The organism is Methylobacterium sp. 4-46 (assembly GCF_000019365.1).
Lineage (GTDB): Bacteria > Pseudomonadota > Alphaproteobacteria > Rhizobiales > Beijerinckiaceae > Methylobacterium.
Window position 1 is genome coordinate 6,363,930 of the sequence record NC_010511.1, and the last position, 17,553, is coordinate 6,381,482.

16 protein-coding genes and 1 pseudogene are annotated in these 17,553 nt (G+C 73.9%); 10 read left to right on the top strand and 7 right to left on the bottom strand.

Annotated elements, in window-relative coordinates; translation table 11 throughout:
• Window positions 1-5 precede the first annotated feature (5 nt).
• Window positions 6-1,067, top strand: coding sequence for a hydantoinase/oxoprolinase family protein (locus M446_RS27945; protein WP_012335454.1), 1,062 nt, complete (start codon window positions 6-8; stop codon window positions 1,065-1,067).
• Window positions 1,068-1,246: 179 nt separating this feature from the next.
• Here the strand turns inward: M446_RS27945 and M446_RS27950 are convergent, their stop codons facing one another.
• The 3 genes and pseudogenes from M446_RS27950 to M446_RS39515 all read right to left on the bottom strand — a co-directional run.
• Window positions 1,247-3,772, bottom strand: a complete 2,526-nt coding sequence (locus M446_RS27950) for a putative bifunctional diguanylate cyclase/phosphodiesterase (protein WP_012335455.1) — start codon at window positions 3,770-3,772, stop codon at window positions 1,247-1,249.
• Window positions 3,773-4,289: 517 nt separating this feature from the next.
• The gene (locus M446_RS39260) at window positions 4,290-4,658 is read right to left on the bottom strand and encodes a response regulator (RefSeq protein WP_322597464.1); all 369 of its coding nucleotides are present in this window, start codon (window positions 4,656-4,658) and stop codon (window positions 4,290-4,292) included.
• Between the two features lie 133 nt (window positions 4,659-4,791).
• A pseudogene (locus M446_RS39515) lies at window positions 4,792-5,991 on the bottom strand (ATP-binding protein); the annotation flags it as partial.
• A 666-nt stretch (window positions 5,992-6,657) separates the two neighbouring features.
• Here M446_RS39515 and M446_RS27965 point away from each other — a divergent pair.
• The 4 genes from M446_RS27965 to M446_RS27980 all read left to right on the top strand — a co-directional run bounded on the left by M446_RS27965 (window position 6,658) and on the right by M446_RS27980 (window position 9,499).
• Window positions 6,658-7,449: a gamma-glutamylcyclotransferase gene (locus M446_RS27965; RefSeq protein ID WP_012335457.1), complete on the top strand. Its 792-nt coding sequence runs from the start codon at window positions 6,658-6,660 to the stop codon at window positions 7,447-7,449.
• Window positions 7,450-7,851: 402 nt separating this feature from the next.
• Window positions 7,852-8,064, top strand: coding sequence for a hypothetical protein (locus tag M446_RS27970; protein ID WP_012335458.1), 213 nt, complete (start codon window positions 7,852-7,854; stop codon window positions 8,062-8,064).
• Between the two features lie 300 nt (window positions 8,065-8,364).
• A complete protein-coding gene (locus M446_RS27975; protein WP_018263818.1) occupies window positions 8,365-8,544 on the top strand; it encodes a hypothetical protein in 180 nt (59 codons plus the stop codon).
• 208 nt (window positions 8,545-8,752) lie between these two features.
• Window positions 8,753-9,499 (top strand): hypothetical protein, encoded by a 747-nt coding sequence (locus M446_RS27980; RefSeq protein WP_012335461.1) that lies wholly within the window; start codon window positions 8,753-8,755, stop codon window positions 9,497-9,499.
• Here the strand turns inward: M446_RS27980 and M446_RS27985 are convergent.
• Window positions 9,481-9,759, bottom strand: coding sequence for a hypothetical protein (locus M446_RS27985; RefSeq protein WP_012335462.1), 279 nt, complete (start codon window positions 9,757-9,759; stop codon window positions 9,481-9,483). The two genes, M446_RS27980 and M446_RS27985, sit on opposite strands and share 19 nt — an antisense overlap.
• Before the next feature lie 204 nt (window positions 9,760-9,963).
• Between M446_RS27985 and M446_RS27990 the strand changes: the two genes are divergently transcribed.
• Together M446_RS27990 and M446_RS27995 are read left to right on the top strand one after the other, a co-directional pair.
• Window positions 9,964-10,272, top strand: coding sequence for a hypothetical protein (locus M446_RS27990; protein WP_012335463.1), 309 nt, complete (start codon window positions 9,964-9,966; stop codon window positions 10,270-10,272).
• A 174-nt stretch (window positions 10,273-10,446) separates the two neighbouring features.
• Window positions 10,447-10,752 (top strand): hypothetical protein, encoded by a 306-nt coding sequence (locus tag M446_RS27995; protein ID WP_012335464.1) that lies wholly within the window; start codon window positions 10,447-10,449, stop codon window positions 10,750-10,752.
• 13 nt (window positions 10,753-10,765) lie between these two features.
• Here the strand turns inward: M446_RS27995 and M446_RS28000 are convergent, their stop codons facing one another.
• Complete coding sequence (locus M446_RS28000) at window positions 10,766-11,830, bottom strand: aromatic ring-hydroxylating oxygenase subunit alpha (protein WP_012335465.1); 1,065 nt, start codon at window positions 11,828-11,830, stop codon at window positions 10,766-10,768.
• Between the two features lie 151 nt (window positions 11,831-11,981).
• On the opposite strand from M446_RS28000, the gene M446_RS28005 reads away from it, so the two are divergent.
• Complete coding sequence (locus M446_RS28005; RefSeq protein WP_012335466.1) at window positions 11,982-12,398, top strand: DUF3597 domain-containing protein; 417 nt, start codon at window positions 11,982-11,984, stop codon at window positions 12,396-12,398.
• Window positions 12,399-12,446: 48 nt separating this feature from the next.
• Here M446_RS28005 and M446_RS28010 read toward each other — a convergent pair whose 3' ends face one another.
• Window positions 12,447-13,331, bottom strand: a complete 885-nt coding sequence (locus M446_RS28010; RefSeq protein WP_012335467.1) for a fumarylacetoacetate hydrolase family protein — start codon at window positions 13,329-13,331, stop codon at window positions 12,447-12,449.
• A 352-nt stretch (window positions 13,332-13,683) separates the two neighbouring features.
• Here M446_RS28010 and M446_RS28015 point away from each other — a divergent pair, with 352 nt between their 5' ends.
• Window positions 13,684-14,982, top strand: a complete 1,299-nt coding sequence (locus M446_RS28015; protein WP_012335468.1) for an OmpP1/FadL family transporter — start codon at window positions 13,684-13,686, stop codon at window positions 14,980-14,982.
• Window positions 14,983-15,029: 47 nt separating this feature from the next.
• Here the strand turns inward: M446_RS28015 and phaC are convergent, their stop codons facing one another.
• A complete protein-coding gene (gene phaC / locus M446_RS28020) occupies window positions 15,030-16,823 on the bottom strand; it encodes a class I poly(R)-hydroxyalkanoic acid synthase (protein WP_012335469.1) in 1,794 nt (597 codons plus the stop codon).
• A 199-nt stretch (window positions 16,824-17,022) separates the two neighbouring features.
• On the opposite strand from phaC, the gene M446_RS28025 reads away from it, so the two are divergent.
• Window positions 17,023-17,355, top strand: coding sequence for a hypothetical protein (locus M446_RS28025; RefSeq protein ID WP_012335470.1), 333 nt, complete (start codon window positions 17,023-17,025; stop codon window positions 17,353-17,355).
• Window positions 17,356-17,553 lie beyond the last annotated feature (198 nt).

Below are 17,553 nucleotides of genomic sequence, written 5' to 3' on the forward strand. Positions count from 1 at the left end.
TGCCCGTGTCCCTGCCGCATGATTCCGCCTCCGCCGCCCGCATCATCGGCTGGGACCTCGGCGGGGTGCATGTCAAGGCGGCGCTGGTGGAGGAGGGCGCCGTGCGGGCGGTGGTCCAGGCGCCGTGCCCGCTCTGGCGCGGGCTCTCCGCCCTCGACGCGGCGCTCGCCGGCCTGCCGGACTGGGCGCGGGGCCCCGCGCACCACGCCGTCACCATGACGGGCGAACTCACCGACTGCTTCGCCGACCGGGCCGACGGGGTGGCGCAGCTCGCCGCCTGGGCGGACCGGTCGCTCTCCGGCCCGGTCGCGATCTATGCCGGGCGGTCGGGCTTCGTCGCGCCCGAGGCGGCGGCCCCGGCCGCGGCGGAGATCGCCAGCGCCAATTGGTACGCCACCGCCGCCCTGGTCGGCCGCCTCGTCCCGGAGGCGCTGCTCGTCGATATCGGCTCGACCACGGCCGACCTGATCCCGGTCGCGGCCGGGCAGCCCGCCGCGCGCGGCTACAGCGACGCGGAGCGGCTGGAGACCGGCGAGCTGGTCTATACCGGCGTCGTGCGCACGCCGCTCCTCGCCCTGAGCCCCTGGGCGCCCTTCCGCGGCCGCCGCACCGCCCTGATGGCCGAGACCTTCGCGGCGACCGGCGACGTGCACCGGCTGCTCGGCGACCTGCCCGCCGAGGAGGACCAGCAGGACACGATGGACCTCAAGGGCAAGTCGCGGCCCGAGACCGAGACGCGGCTCGCCCGCATGATCGGGCGCGACCGCCACGAGGGCAGCCCCGCCGATTGGAGCCGCCTCGCCGGCCACTTCGCGGAGGCGCAGCTGCGCCTCCTGCACGACGCGGCCGCCGTGATCCTCTCGCGCGGCGACCTGCCGGCGCGGGCGCCGGTGATCGCCTGCGGGGCGGGCCGCTTCGTCGCGACGCGCCTCGCCGCCCGGCTCGGGCGCCCGGTTCGGGACCTCGCCGACCTGATCGCCCCGCACCTCGCGGCGGGCGCCGAGGCCTGGGCCTCGACCTGCGGGCCGGCGGTCGCGGTGGCGTGGCTGGCGCGGCCGGCCGGCTGAGCGGGGCCGCCCGTCATCCCCTGCCCGGCCGTGATCGTCCGGACAGCGGATGACAAGCCCGCGCGGCGCGTGAGCGAAACCGAAATCCGCATTGCGAAGCAATCCATCGGATTTCGTATGGCAAGCCCGCGCGGCGCGTGAGCGAAGCCGAGTTTCGCATGGCGACGCAAGCCGTCGGATCAGGCGGTCCGGCGGCCCTCGGCCCAGCACTGCGCGGCGAAGAGGTCGGCCGCCATCGGCTGCCCGAACAGGTAGCCCTGGCCCTCCTGGCAGCCCTCCGCGGTCACGCAGCGCAGCATCGCGGGGGTCTCGATCCCCTCGGCCGTGACCTCCAGGCCGAAGCTGCGCCCGAGCGCCACCACCGAGCGCACGATCGCCAGGTCCTGGGCGGAATCCGGGATGCCGCGGACGAAGGAGCGGTCGATCTTCAGGCGGGTGAGGGGAAAGCGCTTCAGGAGGCTCAGGGACGCGTAGCCGGTGCCGTAATCGTCGAAGGCGAGGCCCACGCCCATGTCCCGCAGCGCCCGGAGCGGCGGGATCAGCGCGTCGTCGTGCTGGAGGATGATGGTCTCGGTGATCTCCAGTTCCAGGGCCGAGGCCGGGAGCGCCGCCTCGGCGAGGGCCGCGCGCACCTCCTCGACGAGGTCCCGGGACAGGAACTGCCGGCTGAACAGGTTGACCGCGACGCGCAGTTCCCCGAGGCCGCGGCGGCGCCAGCCGGCGGCCTCGGCGCAGGCGGTGCGCAGCACGAAGCGCCCGACATCCTCCGCGGCGCGGCTGCTCTCCAGCGGGGCCAGGAAATCCGCCGGGGCGAGGAGGCCGCGCTCCGGATGCCGCCAGCGGATCAGCGCCTCCGCCCCCGCGATGGTGCGGTCGCGCAGGCGCAGCTGGGGCTGGTAGAACAGGACGAACTCCCCCTCGGCGAGGGCGCGGGGCATCTCCTGCTGGCACGCCGTCCAGGCGAGGAGGCTGCGCCGCATCTCGGGCCGGAAAACCCGCCGGCAATGCTGCCCCGCCCGCTTCGCCTCGTGCAGCGCCATGTCGGCGCGGGCCAGGAGGTCGTCCGCCCCGCGCTGGCCGTGCGGCGCGACCGCCACGCCGATGCTGGCGTCGAGGTGGAAGATCTGCTCGGCCACCCGGAAGGGCTCCGCGAGGCCGCCGAGGATCCTGTCGGCGGTCCGCTCCCCCTCGGCGGGCTCCGCCAGATCGGGGAGCAGGACCGCGAACTCGTCCGCGCCGATGCGCGCCACCAGCCCCGACCCGCCCACGTCCCCCTGCAGGCGCTGGCCGACGAGGCGCAGGAGGACGTCCCCGACGGCGTGGCCGAAGCTGTCGTTGACCCGCTTGAAGCCGTCGACGTCGATCAGCAGCAGCCCGGCGAGGCCCCCCGCCGGCCGGGCGTCGAGGGTCGCGAGGTCGCGCGTCAGGGCGCGGCGATTGTACAATCCGGTCAGCCCGTCCGTCTCCGCCTGCCGGCGCAGCGTCTGCATCAGGTTCGCGCGCTCCTGCAGCCGCTTCTGCAGAACCAGGAGGGCGTCGAACAGGAGGGCGATCTCGCGGACGCGCATGGGCGCCCGGACGGGGGCGGGATCGACGCCTCCCGCCAGGGCGACGATCGCCTCCCGCGCGTCGAGGAGCGGCCGCAGGATCGAGGCGCGCAGGGAGCCGAGGAGGCCGCCGATCAGGGCGAGGGCGGCGAGCGTCACGAGGCCGGCCGCGGCGAGCGCGTCGCGCGCCCCGTCGCGCTCCCGGGCGGAGGCCGCATTCATCCGGGCGAGAAAGGCCGTGCGCAAGTCCTCGAGCGGCTTCAGGGTCGGGACGTAGCGGGCGGTCAGCGTCTGCGCATCGAGCGAGTAGCGCCCCGAAGGTCCGCGCCCCTCGGCGATCACCGCCTCGACCGTGCCGAGCCCCTCGCCCAGGAAGCGGCTCTCGACCTCCCGCATCAGCGGATCGAGGGCGGCGGGGATCTGGCCCTGCAGGAGCTGCCAGATCTCGCGCAGGCGCCCGCGGGTCTCGACGGCTTCGGCGAGGTGGACCTCGCCGAGCGGCGCGCGCACGGCCAGCGCCGGGACGATGAAGGAGGCGATGCGCCCGCCATGCTCCCTCAGGTCGCTCACCGCCCGTGCCACCATGGCTTGGCCGGCGAGCGCCGGGTCGAGCTCGCGCAGCGTCCGGACCTCCCAGGTCACGACGTCCTGGAACTGGTCGACGACCGCGATCATCGCCCCGACGGCCGCGCGGATCTGGTCCGCGCCGCGGGCGGCGGCCGGCATCCGGGCGATCTCGTCGACCTCCCGGCGCGCCGCGCGCAGCCTCGCCTGCGCGGCGTCGATGAGGTCGGCCGGGAGGCGCCGGGCCGGGCCGGTGAGCCCGTCGGGATCGTCCGGGCCGTGGAGCTGCGCGAGCGCCCGGTCGGTGGCCTCGCGGAACTCCCGCAGCCGCGTCAGGGCCGCCGCGTTGCCGGCGGGATCCTGGGACATGGCGACGTTGGCCGGCCCGCGCTCGGCCGAGATGCGGTTGGCGGCCTCGAGCACGCGCGCGAACTGCGCGATCTCGGCGAGGTTGTGCCGGGACCGGAGGAAGGCCGTCACGGCCGGGGCGACCAGCGTCGCGCTCAGGGCCGCGAGGCCCGCGCCGATGAGGAGGATCGCGATCCAGAGGCGGCGGCTGAGGCTGGTGGCGCCGTCTGTCGTCCTGGCCTGCACACACACCTCCCGCGTACCGGCCGGAGCCGACGTCCCCGACACCTGCCCCAGCTGGCCCGACGCCGGATCCCGGCGCGCCATCTCTCCAGATGCGGCCGGACTCGTTGCGGAAAGATTATCTATTCCGTCCCCCTAGGTCACGTCAGCCGTAAAAATCAGGCAGTGCGGCGGATTGACCGAGAGGAACAGCGCTCGTTGAGCGGGCAAGTTGATCCTGCGGCCGTCATGCTGCAATGCAGCGCCGCACGAGGGCGACGACCAGCGGGTGCCCCTGGGAGTCCTGCCGCAGGGGCGTGCCCGCCAGCAGCCGGCCGGCCCGGGCCAGCCGCTGATCCGCCCTGGCCCGGCAGGCCTCGGCGGCCTCCCGCAGGGTCCGGGCTTCCTCGAGGTCCCTGTTCGCCTTGCGCAGGAGCCACATCGCCCGCAGGGTCCGGATGAAGCGCATCGCCCGATCTCCGTCGTGAGGCGGGCATCCTTCCCGAGCCGCGCTCCGGCGGCGGTGCGTCGCCGCACCCCGTCACGGGGCCGGGCGCGCCGCCCCGAGCACGGCGCGCAGCTTGGCGGCGAGCTGCGCCACCGTGAAGGGCTTGGTGATCAGCTGCGTGCCGGGATCGAGCATGCCGTTGTGCACGATGGCGTTGCGGGTATAGCCGGTCATGAACACGACCTTGAGGTCGGGGCGGCGGCGCAGGGCCTCGTCGGCGAGCCTGCGGCCGTTGACCTCCGGCATCACGACGTCGGTGAGGAGGAGCCCCACCTCCGGGTGGAGCGCCAGCAGGTTGAGGGCGGCGGCGGCCCCGTCCGCGGCCAGCACCCGGTAGCCGAGATCCGCGAGCGCCTCGACGGTGAACTGGCGCACCGCCGCCTCGTCCTCGACGACCAGCACGGTCGTGTCCTCCTGCGCGAGGGCCAGGGCGTCGGGGACGGGGGGGAGGGGGGCGCTCCTCGGGCCCCGCGTGGCGGGGCAGGTAGATCTTGACCGTCGTGCCCTGGCCGAGCTCCGAATAGACCGCGACGTGCCCGCCCGACTGGCGCACGAAGCCGTAGACCTGGGACAGGCCGAGGCCCGTCCCGCGGCCCTGCTCCTTGGTGGTGAAGAAGGGCTCGAAGGCCCGCGCCAGCACCTCCCGGGGCATGCCGCTGCCGTTGTCGGTCACCGCGACGAGGACGTACTGCCCGGCCGCGACCTCCGTCCGGGCCGCCGCGTAGGCGTCGTCCAGGTCGGCGTTGGCGGTCTCGATGGTCAGGCGCCCGCCGGTCTCCGGCAGGGCGTCGCGGGCATTCACCGCGAGGTTGAGGAGCGCGTTCTCGAGCTGGTTGGGATCCGCGAAGGTCCGCCAGAGCCCGCCGGCCAGCACCGTCTCGAGCCGCACCGTCTCGCCGAGGGTCTGGCGCAGGAGCTCGGCCATGCCCGAGACGAGGGCGTTGGCGTCGACGGGCCTGGGGTCGAGGGGCTGGCGGCGCGCGAAGGCGAGGAGGCGCTGCGTCAGCGCCGCGGCGCGCTGGGCCCCGCCCACCGCGTTCTCCAGGAGGCGCAGCTGGCGGGCATCGGTCTCGCCCATGCGCCGCTGCAGCAATTCGAGGGAGCCCAGCACGACGGTGAGGAGGTTGTTGAAGTCGTGCGCGAGCCCGCCCGTGAGGCGCCCGACCGCCTCCATCTTCTGCGACTGGCGCAGCTGCTCCTCGCTCGCCTCCCGGCGCAGGATCTCGGCGCGCAGCTGCGCCAGGGCCTCGCCCTCGCGCCGGGTCCGCCGCAGGGCCACGAGCGTCAGCGCCACCAGCCCGGCCGTCGCCGGGATGCCGAAGACGAGGTGGCTCGCCATCGTGTCGCGCCACTCCGCCAGGATGCGCGCGCGGTCGATCCCGGCGGTGACGTAGACCGGGTAGGTCGGGAGCCGCCGGTAGCCGTAGAGCCGCTCCTGCCCGTCCACCGCCGAGCGGGTCACGTAGAAGCCCTGTCCGGGCGCCCGGGACAGGGCCGCGAGGAAGCCGCTGTCGGGCGGCACGCGCGCGACGCGCCCCGGCTGCTCGGGCACCCGCGCCAGGATCGCCCCGTCCTCCCGCAGCAGCGAGACGGTGTCGAGGCCGCTCTCGCGCACCTGCGCGTAGAAGTCCCGGAAATAGGCCGGGTCGATCGCCACCGCGACGATGCCCCGGAAGCCCTGGCCGCGCCGGGCGGTGCTCACCTGGAAGACCGCGGCCCCGTCCACCCCGGTCATCACCTCGCCGACGTAGTCCCGGCCCGGCGGCAGGCCCCCGTCCCGGTGCAGGCGGAAGAAGGGGCGCTCCAGGAATTCCGGCTCGCGCCCCTCGGGCGGTGCGCCGGCGCTGACCAGGGGCCTCGCCCGCGCGTCGAGGACCCAGATGTCGCTCACCTGCGCCAGCGTGTCGCTGAGCTCCCGGAGCTGGCGGGAGAGGTCGGGGCCGCGGGCCCGGATCGCCTCGTCCGGCAGGCCGTCCAGGATCTGGTTGGCCTGCCGGGTCACGAGGTCCGCCGTCTCGAACACCTTGACCGCGTGCTCGCGCACGAGGTCCAGGGTCTGGGCGAGGCGCAGCCGCGCGTCCCGCCAATGGCTCTGGTAGGAGAGCCAAGCGCCCGTGGCGAGCACCAGCGCCGGCAGCAGCACGGCGGCCACCACGACGATCCGGAGCGACCGCTCGGCCCCCGTGGGAGGCGGGCGAGGCGCGCCGGCGCCGTCGGCGCGGGTGGGCGGCACGGGAGCTGTCACGGGGGCGCGGCCGGGGAGCTTGGGTGTTTAGTCCTATTCGGTTACCAGACGGGCCGGCCGGTCGCCAGCGCCGGCGCGGCGCGCGCGCCGGGGCGGGAAGGGTGGAATGAACGAAGGGTTGCGCCGATCGCGCGGGCGCGGGCGGGGTCCCGCGCCGTGACGGACCGCCCCGTCCTGACCGCCGCCCTGATCGCCCGGGCGCATCCCGATCCGGTGCCCGACGACGCCGCGGCGATGCCGCTCCTGTCCGAGGCCGAGACCGAGGCGCTGCTCGCCGCCGCCCTCGCCGCCAAGCCCGGCCCGCCGGACGAGATCTGGCTCTTCGCCTACGGAGCCCTGATGTGGCGGCCCGAATTCCCGTTCGCGGAGCGGCGCGCGGCCGGCCTGCCCGGGTGGCACCGGCGGTTCTGCCTCTGGCAATGGCGCTTCCGCGGCACGCGCGACAATCCCGGGGTGATGCTCGCCCTCGACCGCGGCGGGCGCTGCCGCGGCCTCGCCTACCGGCTCGCCGGGCCGGACCCGCTCGCGGCTTTGCGCCCGGTCTGGCACCGGGAGATGCGCGGGCGCGGCTACGCGGCGCGCTGGCTGGCGGCCCGGACCGAGGCCGGGACCGTCCCGGCGCTCGCCTTCGTGGCGAACCGCGCGGGCGAGCGCTACGCCGGCCGCCTCGGCGAGGAGGCGATCGCCGCGCGCATCGCGGCGGCCTGCGGCCATCTCGGGCCGAACGCGGAGTACCTCCTCAACACCGCCGCCTCCTGCGCGGCGCTCGGCCTGCGCGATCGCCACCTGGAGCGCCTCCAGGCCCTCGTCGCCGCCCGCCTGGAGGCGGCGGCGCGCGCCCGAGCCGGTGCGGCGGACATGGCCGCCGGCGCTGCGAGGCGGCCCCCGGCGAGGCGGCCCCCGGCGACGCGCCCCCCGGCGAGTCCGGAGCCTGAACCCGAGGCCTGAGCGGAGGACGCCTCGGCCCGCCCACGCCTGCTGCCCGGGGCCCGGGCGGAATCCGGGTTCGTGCGCCTCCCGGACCGGTGCCGAAGGCCCGGAACCCGGCACCCGTCCCGGGCATTTCCGAGGGGTGAGGCGGTCCCTGTCCCCAGCGGGCCGCACCGCAGTGAAAAACGCCGCCGAACCACCGCTGCGCGCTTGACGCCGGCCGCCTCCGAGCGCAATTGGGGGCGTCCGCGCGTCCTCGCCTCGGCCGTTCGCGCGGCTCCACCGGAACCACGAACTCCATGTCCAGCGACAGTAGTCGAAGGACCACGCCGCCTGCGCTTGGTGCGTGAGCCGCGCCTGATCGTGTGATCGGGCTCGCCCGCGACCAGTCGAGAGGCGGCTGGTCGCATGAGGTGAGCCATGACCCTGTTTTCCGGAACCGCCCGCGCGGCCGCGGTGGCCGATCGCCGTGATCAGAGCATCGCCGTCGCGCTGATCCTTCTCCTCGCCCTCGTCTTCGCACCGGCCATCGGCCTCCACGTGGCCGTGAGCACCTTCGGCGTCGGCGCGCCCGCGCCCACGCCCGAGGGAGTCGCGGCGGCCCCGGCAGAGGCCAAGCCGTCCCGCGGCTGAGCCGTGCCGCGGCTGAGCCGTGCCGCGGCTGAGCCGGCGCGGCCGAGCCGGCTCGCAACCGGCTTCCGGCTGTGCTTGGATCGGCCCCGGCGGGCGCCCGCAGGCGCCCGCGCCGGATCGGCCGACTCGAGAACGGCGCCTCATGAACGACGACCTGCGCGAATCCCGCGGCGCCCTCATCCTGCTCGCCGCCGCGGTCCTCTCGGTCCTGCTCTTCGGGGCCGCGACGCTGCTCGGCCTCACCGGCTGACGGGAACCCTCCGGCCCGCTCGGCGGATGTGTCGTCAGGAGGAGCGCACCATGACGGCCACCGATCCCGCCAAGGATTCCGCCAAACCCGGCGACAAGGCCCCGCCCGGTACCCCCGGCACCGGCGAGAACATCTGTCCCCGCTGCCACGGCTCCGGCCGCGTCGAGGGCACGTCCTGCCCGGACTGCGCCGGGACCGGCAAGGTCACCGAGCCGATCGGCGGCGCCTGAGGCGACCGACCCCGCCGCGCAACCCCGTCTTCACGTCCCGCCTGCGATAACCATCCGGTGACACCCACGGTCGTTGCTCACGACCGTGGGTTCCGTTCTCGAATCGGCGCCAAGCCTCGGGCTTGGTGTCGCCCATTCGAGAGGGTCGGCGGCCCGATGCGTCGGCATCCCGGGCCGCCGGGATGAGTGTGCCCGGAGGAGCGAGCGGATGGCGGGGGAGCGCAGGAGCAAGGCGGCGGAGTGGCGGGAGGCGCGCAACGCCGTCTCCCGCGCCCGCCTGGAGAAGGCGCTGCCCGCCATCTTCCCGCCGCTGGTGCTGCGCCACGCGCTCTCGCGGCCCTTCGTGCCCCCGACCCCGCGCCTCGCCGTCGAGAGCTACTGGCGCGGCCACGTGATCCGGGCCGACCGTCTCGCCCGGGCCCTGGCCGCCCGCAGCGGCCATCCCGAGGGCTGGACGTGGCGGCTCGGCAAGGAGGAGGGGCTCGGCGCGAGCTTCCGCCTGCCGCCCGCCCCCTTCCGCGAGCCGGCCTTCGCCCGCGGGCGCGGCCATTGCTGCATCTGCGGCCAGCCGGTCTTCCGCTTCGGCTGGCACGCGGATCTCTGGGGCGCCGGCGCGCCCAACCGGAATGCCGGCTGGCACGCCGCCTGCGTCACCGCCTGGAAGTTCTGGATCGCCGCGAGCGACCACGCGAAGGTGCTGAAGGCGCGCCAGCGCCACCGCTGCCCGGAGACCGGCAAGCGCCTGCTGCGCAGCGCCGAGGTCGATCACCGGGTGCCCCTCTACCAGGTCTGGCGCGAGCACCGGGACGCGCCCTGGCCGCGCCTGCTCGGCTACTGGGGCGTGCCGAACCTCCAGGTCGTCAACCGCGCCGCCCATGTCGGCAAGTGCGCGGCCGAGGCCGGCGAGCGGGCCGCCCACCGGCGGCTCGCGGCGGCTCAGCGCGGGACGATGTGAAGCCCGTCGTCGGGCAGGAGGTTGCGGGCCGGTCCGCCGGTCTGCTGGCCGCGGCCCTGCTGGTAGTAGGGCCGCTCGGGGTGGTGGTCGTTGTCGCTGCCCGAATCGTACTCCCAGGGCTGCGACCAGGGCGCGCGCCCGCCCACCGTCCCGGTCGCGTCGATGTCGGGCGGGAGGCGCCGGGGCCCCGCCTGCGCGGAGAGCGGCAGCAGCCCCGCGGCGCCGAGGCAGAGGATCCGGATCAGCCCAGCCATCGTCATCGTCCCGCTCCGCCGGGTCCCGCCCGGCCATCCCGAGTCTCAACGGTCCAGCTGAAGGCTTCGTTCCCGAAGGGCAGGGCGCGAAGTGTTGCGTCCCCCGCCGCGCGACGCAATCCGCGATGTGCGCCGGCGCAAATCGCGCGCAACGCCGCGCGCCTACACAGCGCCCCAGAGACGGCCGCAGGGCCGCGAGGGGAGCGCACCATGATCCGGACCGCCACGCTGATCACCGCCCTGGCCGCCCTGGCCTCCTACGCCCTGGTCCCGTCCGGGACGGGCGCCGAGGCGCACGTCGCCCCTGCGGCCAAGCGCTTCACAGACAAGCGCTTCACCGAGCGGCTGCCGGTGGCGTCCTTCCGGCCCGAGCCGCAGGATATCGCCCTGTTCTCCCTCGCGGGCGCGCAGCGGACGGCCGCGCGGCCCTGCAGCACCTGGCCCTACGAGGGCGCCCGCTGCGTCGCCGAGGCGCCGGAGCCGGGCGTCGCCCGCGTCGCGGGCCTGGCGCGGCGATGACGCGGCGTCTGCACGAGGCGCTCCTGATCGCCGGCAGCTTCGGCCTCGGCGTCGGCCTGGCCTTCCTGGTCGCCCCGCTGATCTGAGGAGCGCGCGCCGATCGGGCGGGGGGCCGGCGGCGCGCCGCGCGTCGGAAGCCGGGACTCTCGGGCCGCGACGCGCTATACCGCGGCCATGCTCAAGCTCGCCCGCATCCTCGGTCTCCTGCTGCTTCCCGGCACCGCCCTGGCCCGGGACCTGCCGCACCGCGTGCCGGCCCCCGCCCTGCGCTGCGGCCAGGTCCTGGCCCTGCTGAACCAGCGCGGGGAGGCCATCGTCGACACCGGGCCCTTCACCTACGAGCGCCTGGTGCGCGACATCGGCTTCTGCCCGATCGAGCAGACGACCGAACCCTTCTTCGGTCCCTCGGCGGATGCCGGGAGGTGCTTCCTCGGCTATCGCTGCAAGGACCGGATGAGCGAGGGCCGCCGCGGCGACTGAGCGGCGGCGCGGCTCAGCTGCGCCAGCGCAGGAGCCGCGGCGCGAGCGGGTTGGCGAAGGCCGCGCCCGCCTCACGGGCGCGCAGGAACTCGCGCTTGAGGCTGAAATACCATTGCGACTGCACGTCGCTCTCCCCGATCAGCACCATCGCGGGCTTCCGGTCGAGGCCCTTCTGGGCGACCTGCAGCACGTCGCGGTCCTGGCCGAGGAATTGCCGCATCAGCGGCCGCGCCAGCGGCCGCAGGAGGTTCAGCAGCGGCAGGTTCCAGTACATCGCGTTGACGAGCGCCGTGCGGCCCGGGCCGAGCGGCGTCGCGAAGGTGTAGTTCGCGATGCGCTTCTCCCCGGCCCTGATCCGCTCCAGCCGCACGCCCGGCAGGCGGAACTCGATCTCGACCTCCGGCACCGCCCCGAGCAGGCGGTAGACCGCCGAGGCGCTCTTCGCCCTGTGGCTCGTCATGGTGAAGCCGAACGGGGAGGGGGCGAAGTGCTTCTCCTTCTCCCGCAGGGTCTTGGAGGTCCGCCACCACCACAGATCGTGCACGTAGGCGACATGGGCCGGATCGACGAAGCTCAACGCCACGAGGTCGAAGCTCGCCTCGACCTCCAGCGTCTCGACCAGCATGCCCGCGTAGGGGAACTCCACCTCCGGAATCGGCGGCGCGTCCGGCCGCGGCTCGCCCGCCGCGATCCAGACGAGGCCGGACGCCTCCCTCACGGAGAAGCGCGGCAGCCGCACGGTGCGGAAGTCGGATTCGTCCCGGGCCGCGAGGGCGGGGATCGCCGCGCATTGCCCGTCCGGCCGGAACTCCCAGCCGTGGAACGGGCAGACGAGGCGGCCCTCGACCAGGCGCCCGGCCGAGAGCGCCATGCCCCGGTGCGGGCAGCGGTCGCGCAGGGCGAAGAGGCCGCCGCCCGCCGCCCGCCCGACCACGATCGCCTCCTCGCCGAGCGTGACGGCACAGAGCCGCCCCTCGCGGAAGCGGCGGCTCTCGCCGACGCAGTACCAGACGTCGTCGAGCGGGCGGCGGATGGGATCCCCTGTCATGCTGTCCTGCGGGTCGGGGCCGGGCCCCATGATGTCATGCGCGCGCCGGCTGCTTAGGGCAAAGTCGGCCGCGCGTCATCGCCGCCGCGGCAGCCGGAACGCGGGACGCGGCGTTTCGTTAACGGCGGCGCTGGGCCGGGCCGGCCCCGCTCGCCGGCCCACATCACAAGGAGAGACCGCGATGAGCCTGCTCGGATCTATCGTCAGCAAGATCCTCCATCCCTTCGGCGGCGAGGCCCAGGCGGCGACGCCGAACGCCCCGGCCTCGGCCTCCTCCGCCCCCTCCGCGGGCGGCTCCGCCGAGCCGGCCGCCACCGGCACGGTCCCCACCGTCGACGGCAAGGTCGACGTCGAGGCGGTCCTGAACGGCCTCGCCGCCAAGGCCGGCCAGCCGCTGAACTGGCGCACCTCGATCGTCGACCTGATGAAGCTCCTGCACCTCGACAGCAGCCTGACGGCCCGCAAGCAGCTCGCGGCCGAGCTGCATTACGGCGGCGACACCGACGACACCGCCACGATGAACGTCTGGCTGCACAAGCAGGTGATCCGGAAGCTCGAGGAGAACGGCGGCAAGGTGCCGGACGACCTCAAGGATTGATGCGGCCGGGGCGCGCCGCGGCCCCGGGCGGGGCCGCGGCGATCCCGCTCAGTTCGTCGGCTCGCCCGCCGCCACCTTGGCGGTCCAGTCGTCGAAGGCGATCACGGTCTGGCGCTGCTCGCCCAATCCCTCGATGCCGAGGCTCACCACGTCGCCCGCCTTCAGGTAGCGCGGCGGCTTCATCCCGAGCCCGACCCCCGGCGGCGTGCCGGTGGTGATGACGTCGCCCGGCTCCAGCAGCATGAAGTGCGACAGGTAGGAGACGATCTGGCGGCAGTCGAAGATCATCGTGCGCGTCGAGCCGGTCTGCATCCGCGCGCCGTTCACGTCGAGCCACATGCCCAGGTTCTGGACGTCCGGGATCTCGTCCGGCGTCACCAGCCAGGGGCCGAGGGGGCCGAAGGTCGGGCAGCCCTTGCCCTTGGTCCAGGTGCCGCCGCGCTCCAGCTGGAATTCCCGCTCCGAGACGTCGTTGCAGACGCAGTACCCCGCCACGTAGTCGAGGGCCTCGTTGGCGTGGACGTAGGAGGCGCGCTTGCCGATCACGATCGCGAGCTCCACCTCCCAGTCGGTCTTCGCCGAGGCCTTCGGCAGGATCACGTCGTCGTTCGGGCCGACGATGCAGGACGGCGCCTTGTTGAAGATGATCGGCTCGGAGGGGATCGGCGCGTTCGTCTCCGCCGCATGGTCCGCGTAGTTGAGCCCGATCGCGATGAAGTTGCGCACGCCGCCCACGCAGGGCCCGAGGCGCGTGCCCGCCGGCACCGCCGGCAGCCTCGCCGGGTCGAGCGCCCGCAGGCGCCCGAGGCTCTCGGCCCCGAGCACCGGTCCGGCGATGTCGCGGATCACGCCCGAGAGGTCGCGGATGGTCCCGTCGGGGCCGACGAGGCCGGGCTTCTCCGCGCCGCTCTCGCCGTAGCGTACCAGCCTCATGCTCAAAGCTCCCCTGTCGCGCCCGGCCGCGGCCGGGCCCCGGCGCGAAAACGCCCGCGGGCTCGCGGAAGTTCGTGGCAATTGTATCACAGAGGCCGGCGAAATGCCGGAGCGGCAGCCAACCGCTGCGGGCGTGCGCCAGTTATTGCAACTGATGCCAATAGTGGATCCGGCCGCTCTGCTCGTACTATCGCACGAAACTCCCATCGAACGAGGTTTACTCAAATATAGCCAGCGCCCGTGGCGGCCGGCGGGCCGCGTTGCGCCGCCGCCGCCGCCTGAGGCAGAGTCAAGCTGAGCCGCCGGCCGAAGCTGCTGCGACGGAGCCTCGCGGGATAATGGGGAGTGGAACGTGCTGAGCTCAACGAGCAGGGCTGCGCTGCTGGCCGCGCTCGCCTTCGGGGCGGGCGTCGCGGGGGCGGACCGGGCGCGGGCGGGCGCCTTCGGCCTGCGGGAACAGAGCGCCGAGGCCCAGGGCCTGGCCTTCGCGGGCGCGGCCGCCGGTTCGGGCGGCCTGTCCTCGATGTTCTGGAACCCGGCCGCCGTCACGATGAAGCCGGGCTGGAACTCGGACTACAACGCCACCGTGATCGTGCCGCAGGCGACCTTCACGACGCAGCCCGGGACCTTCGCGCCGCTGCGCACCCTCGGCGAATCGGGCGACATCGGCCAGGCCGCCGTGCTGCCGGCGACCTACACCAACTACCAGCTCGGCGAGCGCCTGTTCCTGGGCCTCGCGGGCGCCGCGCCGTTCGGCCTCGTCACCAAGCCGAACCAGGTCTGGGCCGGCCAGACCTACAGCCGCTCGTCGCGGATCTTCTCGCTCAACTTCAACCCGGTGATCGGCTACCGGGTCACCGACTGGCTGTCGGTGGCGGCCGGCCCGACCATCGAGTACTTCAAGCTCAAGCTGCGCCAAGCGGTCGGCATCTCGCCGCTCGCCCCGAGCGCGCTCCTCAAGGGCGACGATTGGGGCGTGGGCTTCACGGCCGGCCTGCTGATCCAGCCGACCGCCACCACGACCCTCGGCGTCGGCTTCCGCTCCTCGATCCACCACGAGCTCGACGGGGTGCTCTCCGTGGTGCCGGGCCGGGTGCGCTCGAACCTCAACACGCCCGAGAAGCTCTCGGTCGGCCTGACCCAGGGCATCACCCCGGAATTCCGCATCAATCTGGGCTTCGAGTGGGACAACTGGTCCCGCCTCGGCACGCCGGCCATCGTCTCGCAGAGCCTCAACATCCCGGTCTCGGCCCTGCCGCTGCGCTACCGGGACGGGTTCCACTACTCGGTCGGCGGCGAGTACGACGTCAGCCCGCAATGGACGCTGCGGGCGGGCTTCGCCTACGAGGTCTCGCCGATCACCGACGCCAACCGCTCGACGCGGCTGCCGGACGGCGACCGCTACTGGGGCTCGATCGGCGCGAGCTACCGCTACAGCGACAAGATCCAGTTCGACGTCGCCTACTCGCACCTGTTCGCGGCGGGCCGCAACCCGGTCCGGATCGTGCCGGGCGATCCGCTCTACGTGGCGCCGCTCGCCTATCTGGCGACGACGGACACGAGCGCCGACGTCGTGTCGGTGGGCATCAAGTACCGCTGGGATACGCCGGCGGCCCCGCTCAGCCCGGCGCCGATCATCCGCAAGTACTAACCCTGTGGGGCCGCCCGGCCGCGTGCCCGGCGGCCCGCGCAGGTCGGTCACGCCTTCACGCGCACGTAGGTCCCGGGTGCCGGGGCCAGCGAGGGGAGCCTGCCGCCGCCCGGCTCGCGGGCCGGGACGCGCTCGGGCGCCTGGCGCTCGATCCACGCGAACCAGTAGGGCCACCACGAGCCGGGATGCTCGGTCGCCGCGGCGATCCACTCGCCGAGCGAGCCGTGGGCCGGGCCGCCGGTCCAGAACTGGTACTTCGGATTGGCGGGCGGGTTGACGACGCCCGCGATGTGGCCGGAGCCGGCCAGCACGTAATCGACCGGCCCCCCGAAGCAGCGGCATCCCTCGAAGACCGAGAGGGCCGGGGCGATGTGGTCCTCGCGGGTGGCGAGGTTGAAGATCGGGATCGTCACCTTGCCGAGGTCGAGGCGCGTGCCCGCCAGCACCATCTCGCCGCGCGACAGCCTGTTCTCCAGGTAGCAGTTGCGCAGGTAGAAGGAGTGGTTGGCGGCCGGCATCCGGGTCGCGTCGGAGTTCCAGTAGAGCAGGTCGAAGGGCAGCGGCGCCTTGCCCTTGAGATAGGTGTTGACGACGTAGGGCCAGATCAGGTCGTTCGGCCGCAGCATGTTGAAGGCGTTGGCCATCTTGGAGCCGTCGAGGTAGCCGCGGCTCTGCATGCTGGCCTCGACGGCGCGGATCTGCGGCTCGTCGACGAAGACCTTCAGGTCGCCGGCATGGGTGAAGTCGACCTGGGTGGTCAGGAAGGTCGCGCTGGCGATGCGGTCGTCGCCCGTCGCGGCCATGGAGGCCAGGGTGACGCCCAGCAGGGTGCCGCCGACGCAGTAGCCCACCGCCGAGACCTCGCGCTCGCCGCTCGCCGCCTCGACCGCGTCGAGGGCCGCGAAGATGCCCTCCCGCATGTAGCTCTCGAAATCCTTCTCCGCGTGCCGCTCGTCCGGGTTGACCCAGGAGATCACGAAGACGGTGAGCCCCTGCGACACCGCCCAGCCGATGAAGCTCTTCTCCTTGTTGAGGTCGAGGATGTAGAACTTGTTGATCCAGGGCGGCACGATCAGGAGCGGGCGCTTCAGCACCGTCTCGGTCTGCGGGGCGTACTGGATCAGCTCGATGAGGTCGTTGCGGAAGACGACCTCGCCGGGGGTGCTCGCCATGTTGACGCCGATCTCGAAGCGGCCGGGATCGGTCTGGCGCACGCGCAGCTCGCCCCGCCCGGCCTCGACGTCCTCGGCGAGCATCCGCATGCCGCGCACGAGGTTGGCGCCGCTCTCGCGCATCGTGTCGCGGATCAGCTCCGGGTTGGTCGCCAGGAAGTTCGACGGCGACAGCGCGCTCGACAATTGCCGCACGTAGAAGCGCGCCTTGGCGCGGGTGTGGTCGTCGAGCCCCTCGGCCTCGTCGACCAGGATCTCGGCCCAGCGGGTGGTGATGAGGTAGCCCTGCTTCAGGAAGTCGAACATCGGGTTCGTCGACCATTCGGGGGCCGCGAAGCGCTTGTCGCGGGGATCGGGCATCGCCACGGGGGTCACCGCCTCGCCCTGCATCCGCTGCAGCGTCGAGCCCCACAGGGCCAGCATCTGGCCCCCGATCAGCGTCTGCGCCTCCGTCGCCTTCTGGGGGTCGGCGAGCCAGCGCTCCGCCACCGTCCCGAGGGTCCTGACCACTTCGGTGACGCCCTCGGCCAGCGCCGCGTCGGGCTTGCCCTGCTCGAAGGGCTTGGCGTAGGCCACCACCGCCCGCCGGAACTCCTCGACCAGCTGCCCCGCGTTGCAGGACATCGACTCCACGTCCACGACCGGCGTCGCGACCTTCTCGACCGTCACGCGCTACTCCCTCCCACTCGGCCGCCCCTGCCGGGTCAAGCCGCCTTTCGGACAAACTAACGCCTCACAACCGGATTCTGCCAGATGCCGAACCGGGTTTCCCAAGTACCCTGCCCATACCCTGCCCATACCCTGCCCATACCCTGCCCGCGCTGCACTGCCCAGGTTCCACCGCCGCGATCCCACCGTCCAGGTTCCCATGCGCTTCCCGCTGCGTCGTGCCCTCCTCCTCACCCTCGCCCCGGCGCTCTCGGCCTGCGTCCTCGACGGGTCGAATCCCGTGCGCGACGCCGCGCGGGCGATCGTCCCGGCCCCGAAGCCGGTCGAGGCGCCCGACTTCGTCGCCCGGTCCCGGCGCCCGGACATCGACTACGTGCCGGTCGGCACCTCGGCCCCGCCGCGCCCGGTGCGGGCGAAGTCGGCCGCGGGCGTGAAGGACCTGGAGGCCGAGCTCGACGCCAGCCGCCGCCGCAACGAGGCCAAGGGCAGGGACGCGGCCGGGGCCGGGGCGGCGGCGAAGCCGGCCCCGTGAGGCCGGGAGGCGCGGGGCGTCCGGGTCGCTTGGCGGCTCCTGCGGGTGTCTTGCCGGCCTTCTGGCAGAGATCTGCGACAGGTCCGCGAACCACACCCGCGCGGAATTCGACCTCGGTCGGAGGGAATGACAGTTCCGCCGCGGCCGGAACACCGCTAATCAGGACGGCTCCGGCGGCGCTGCACCCGCCGGACGAAC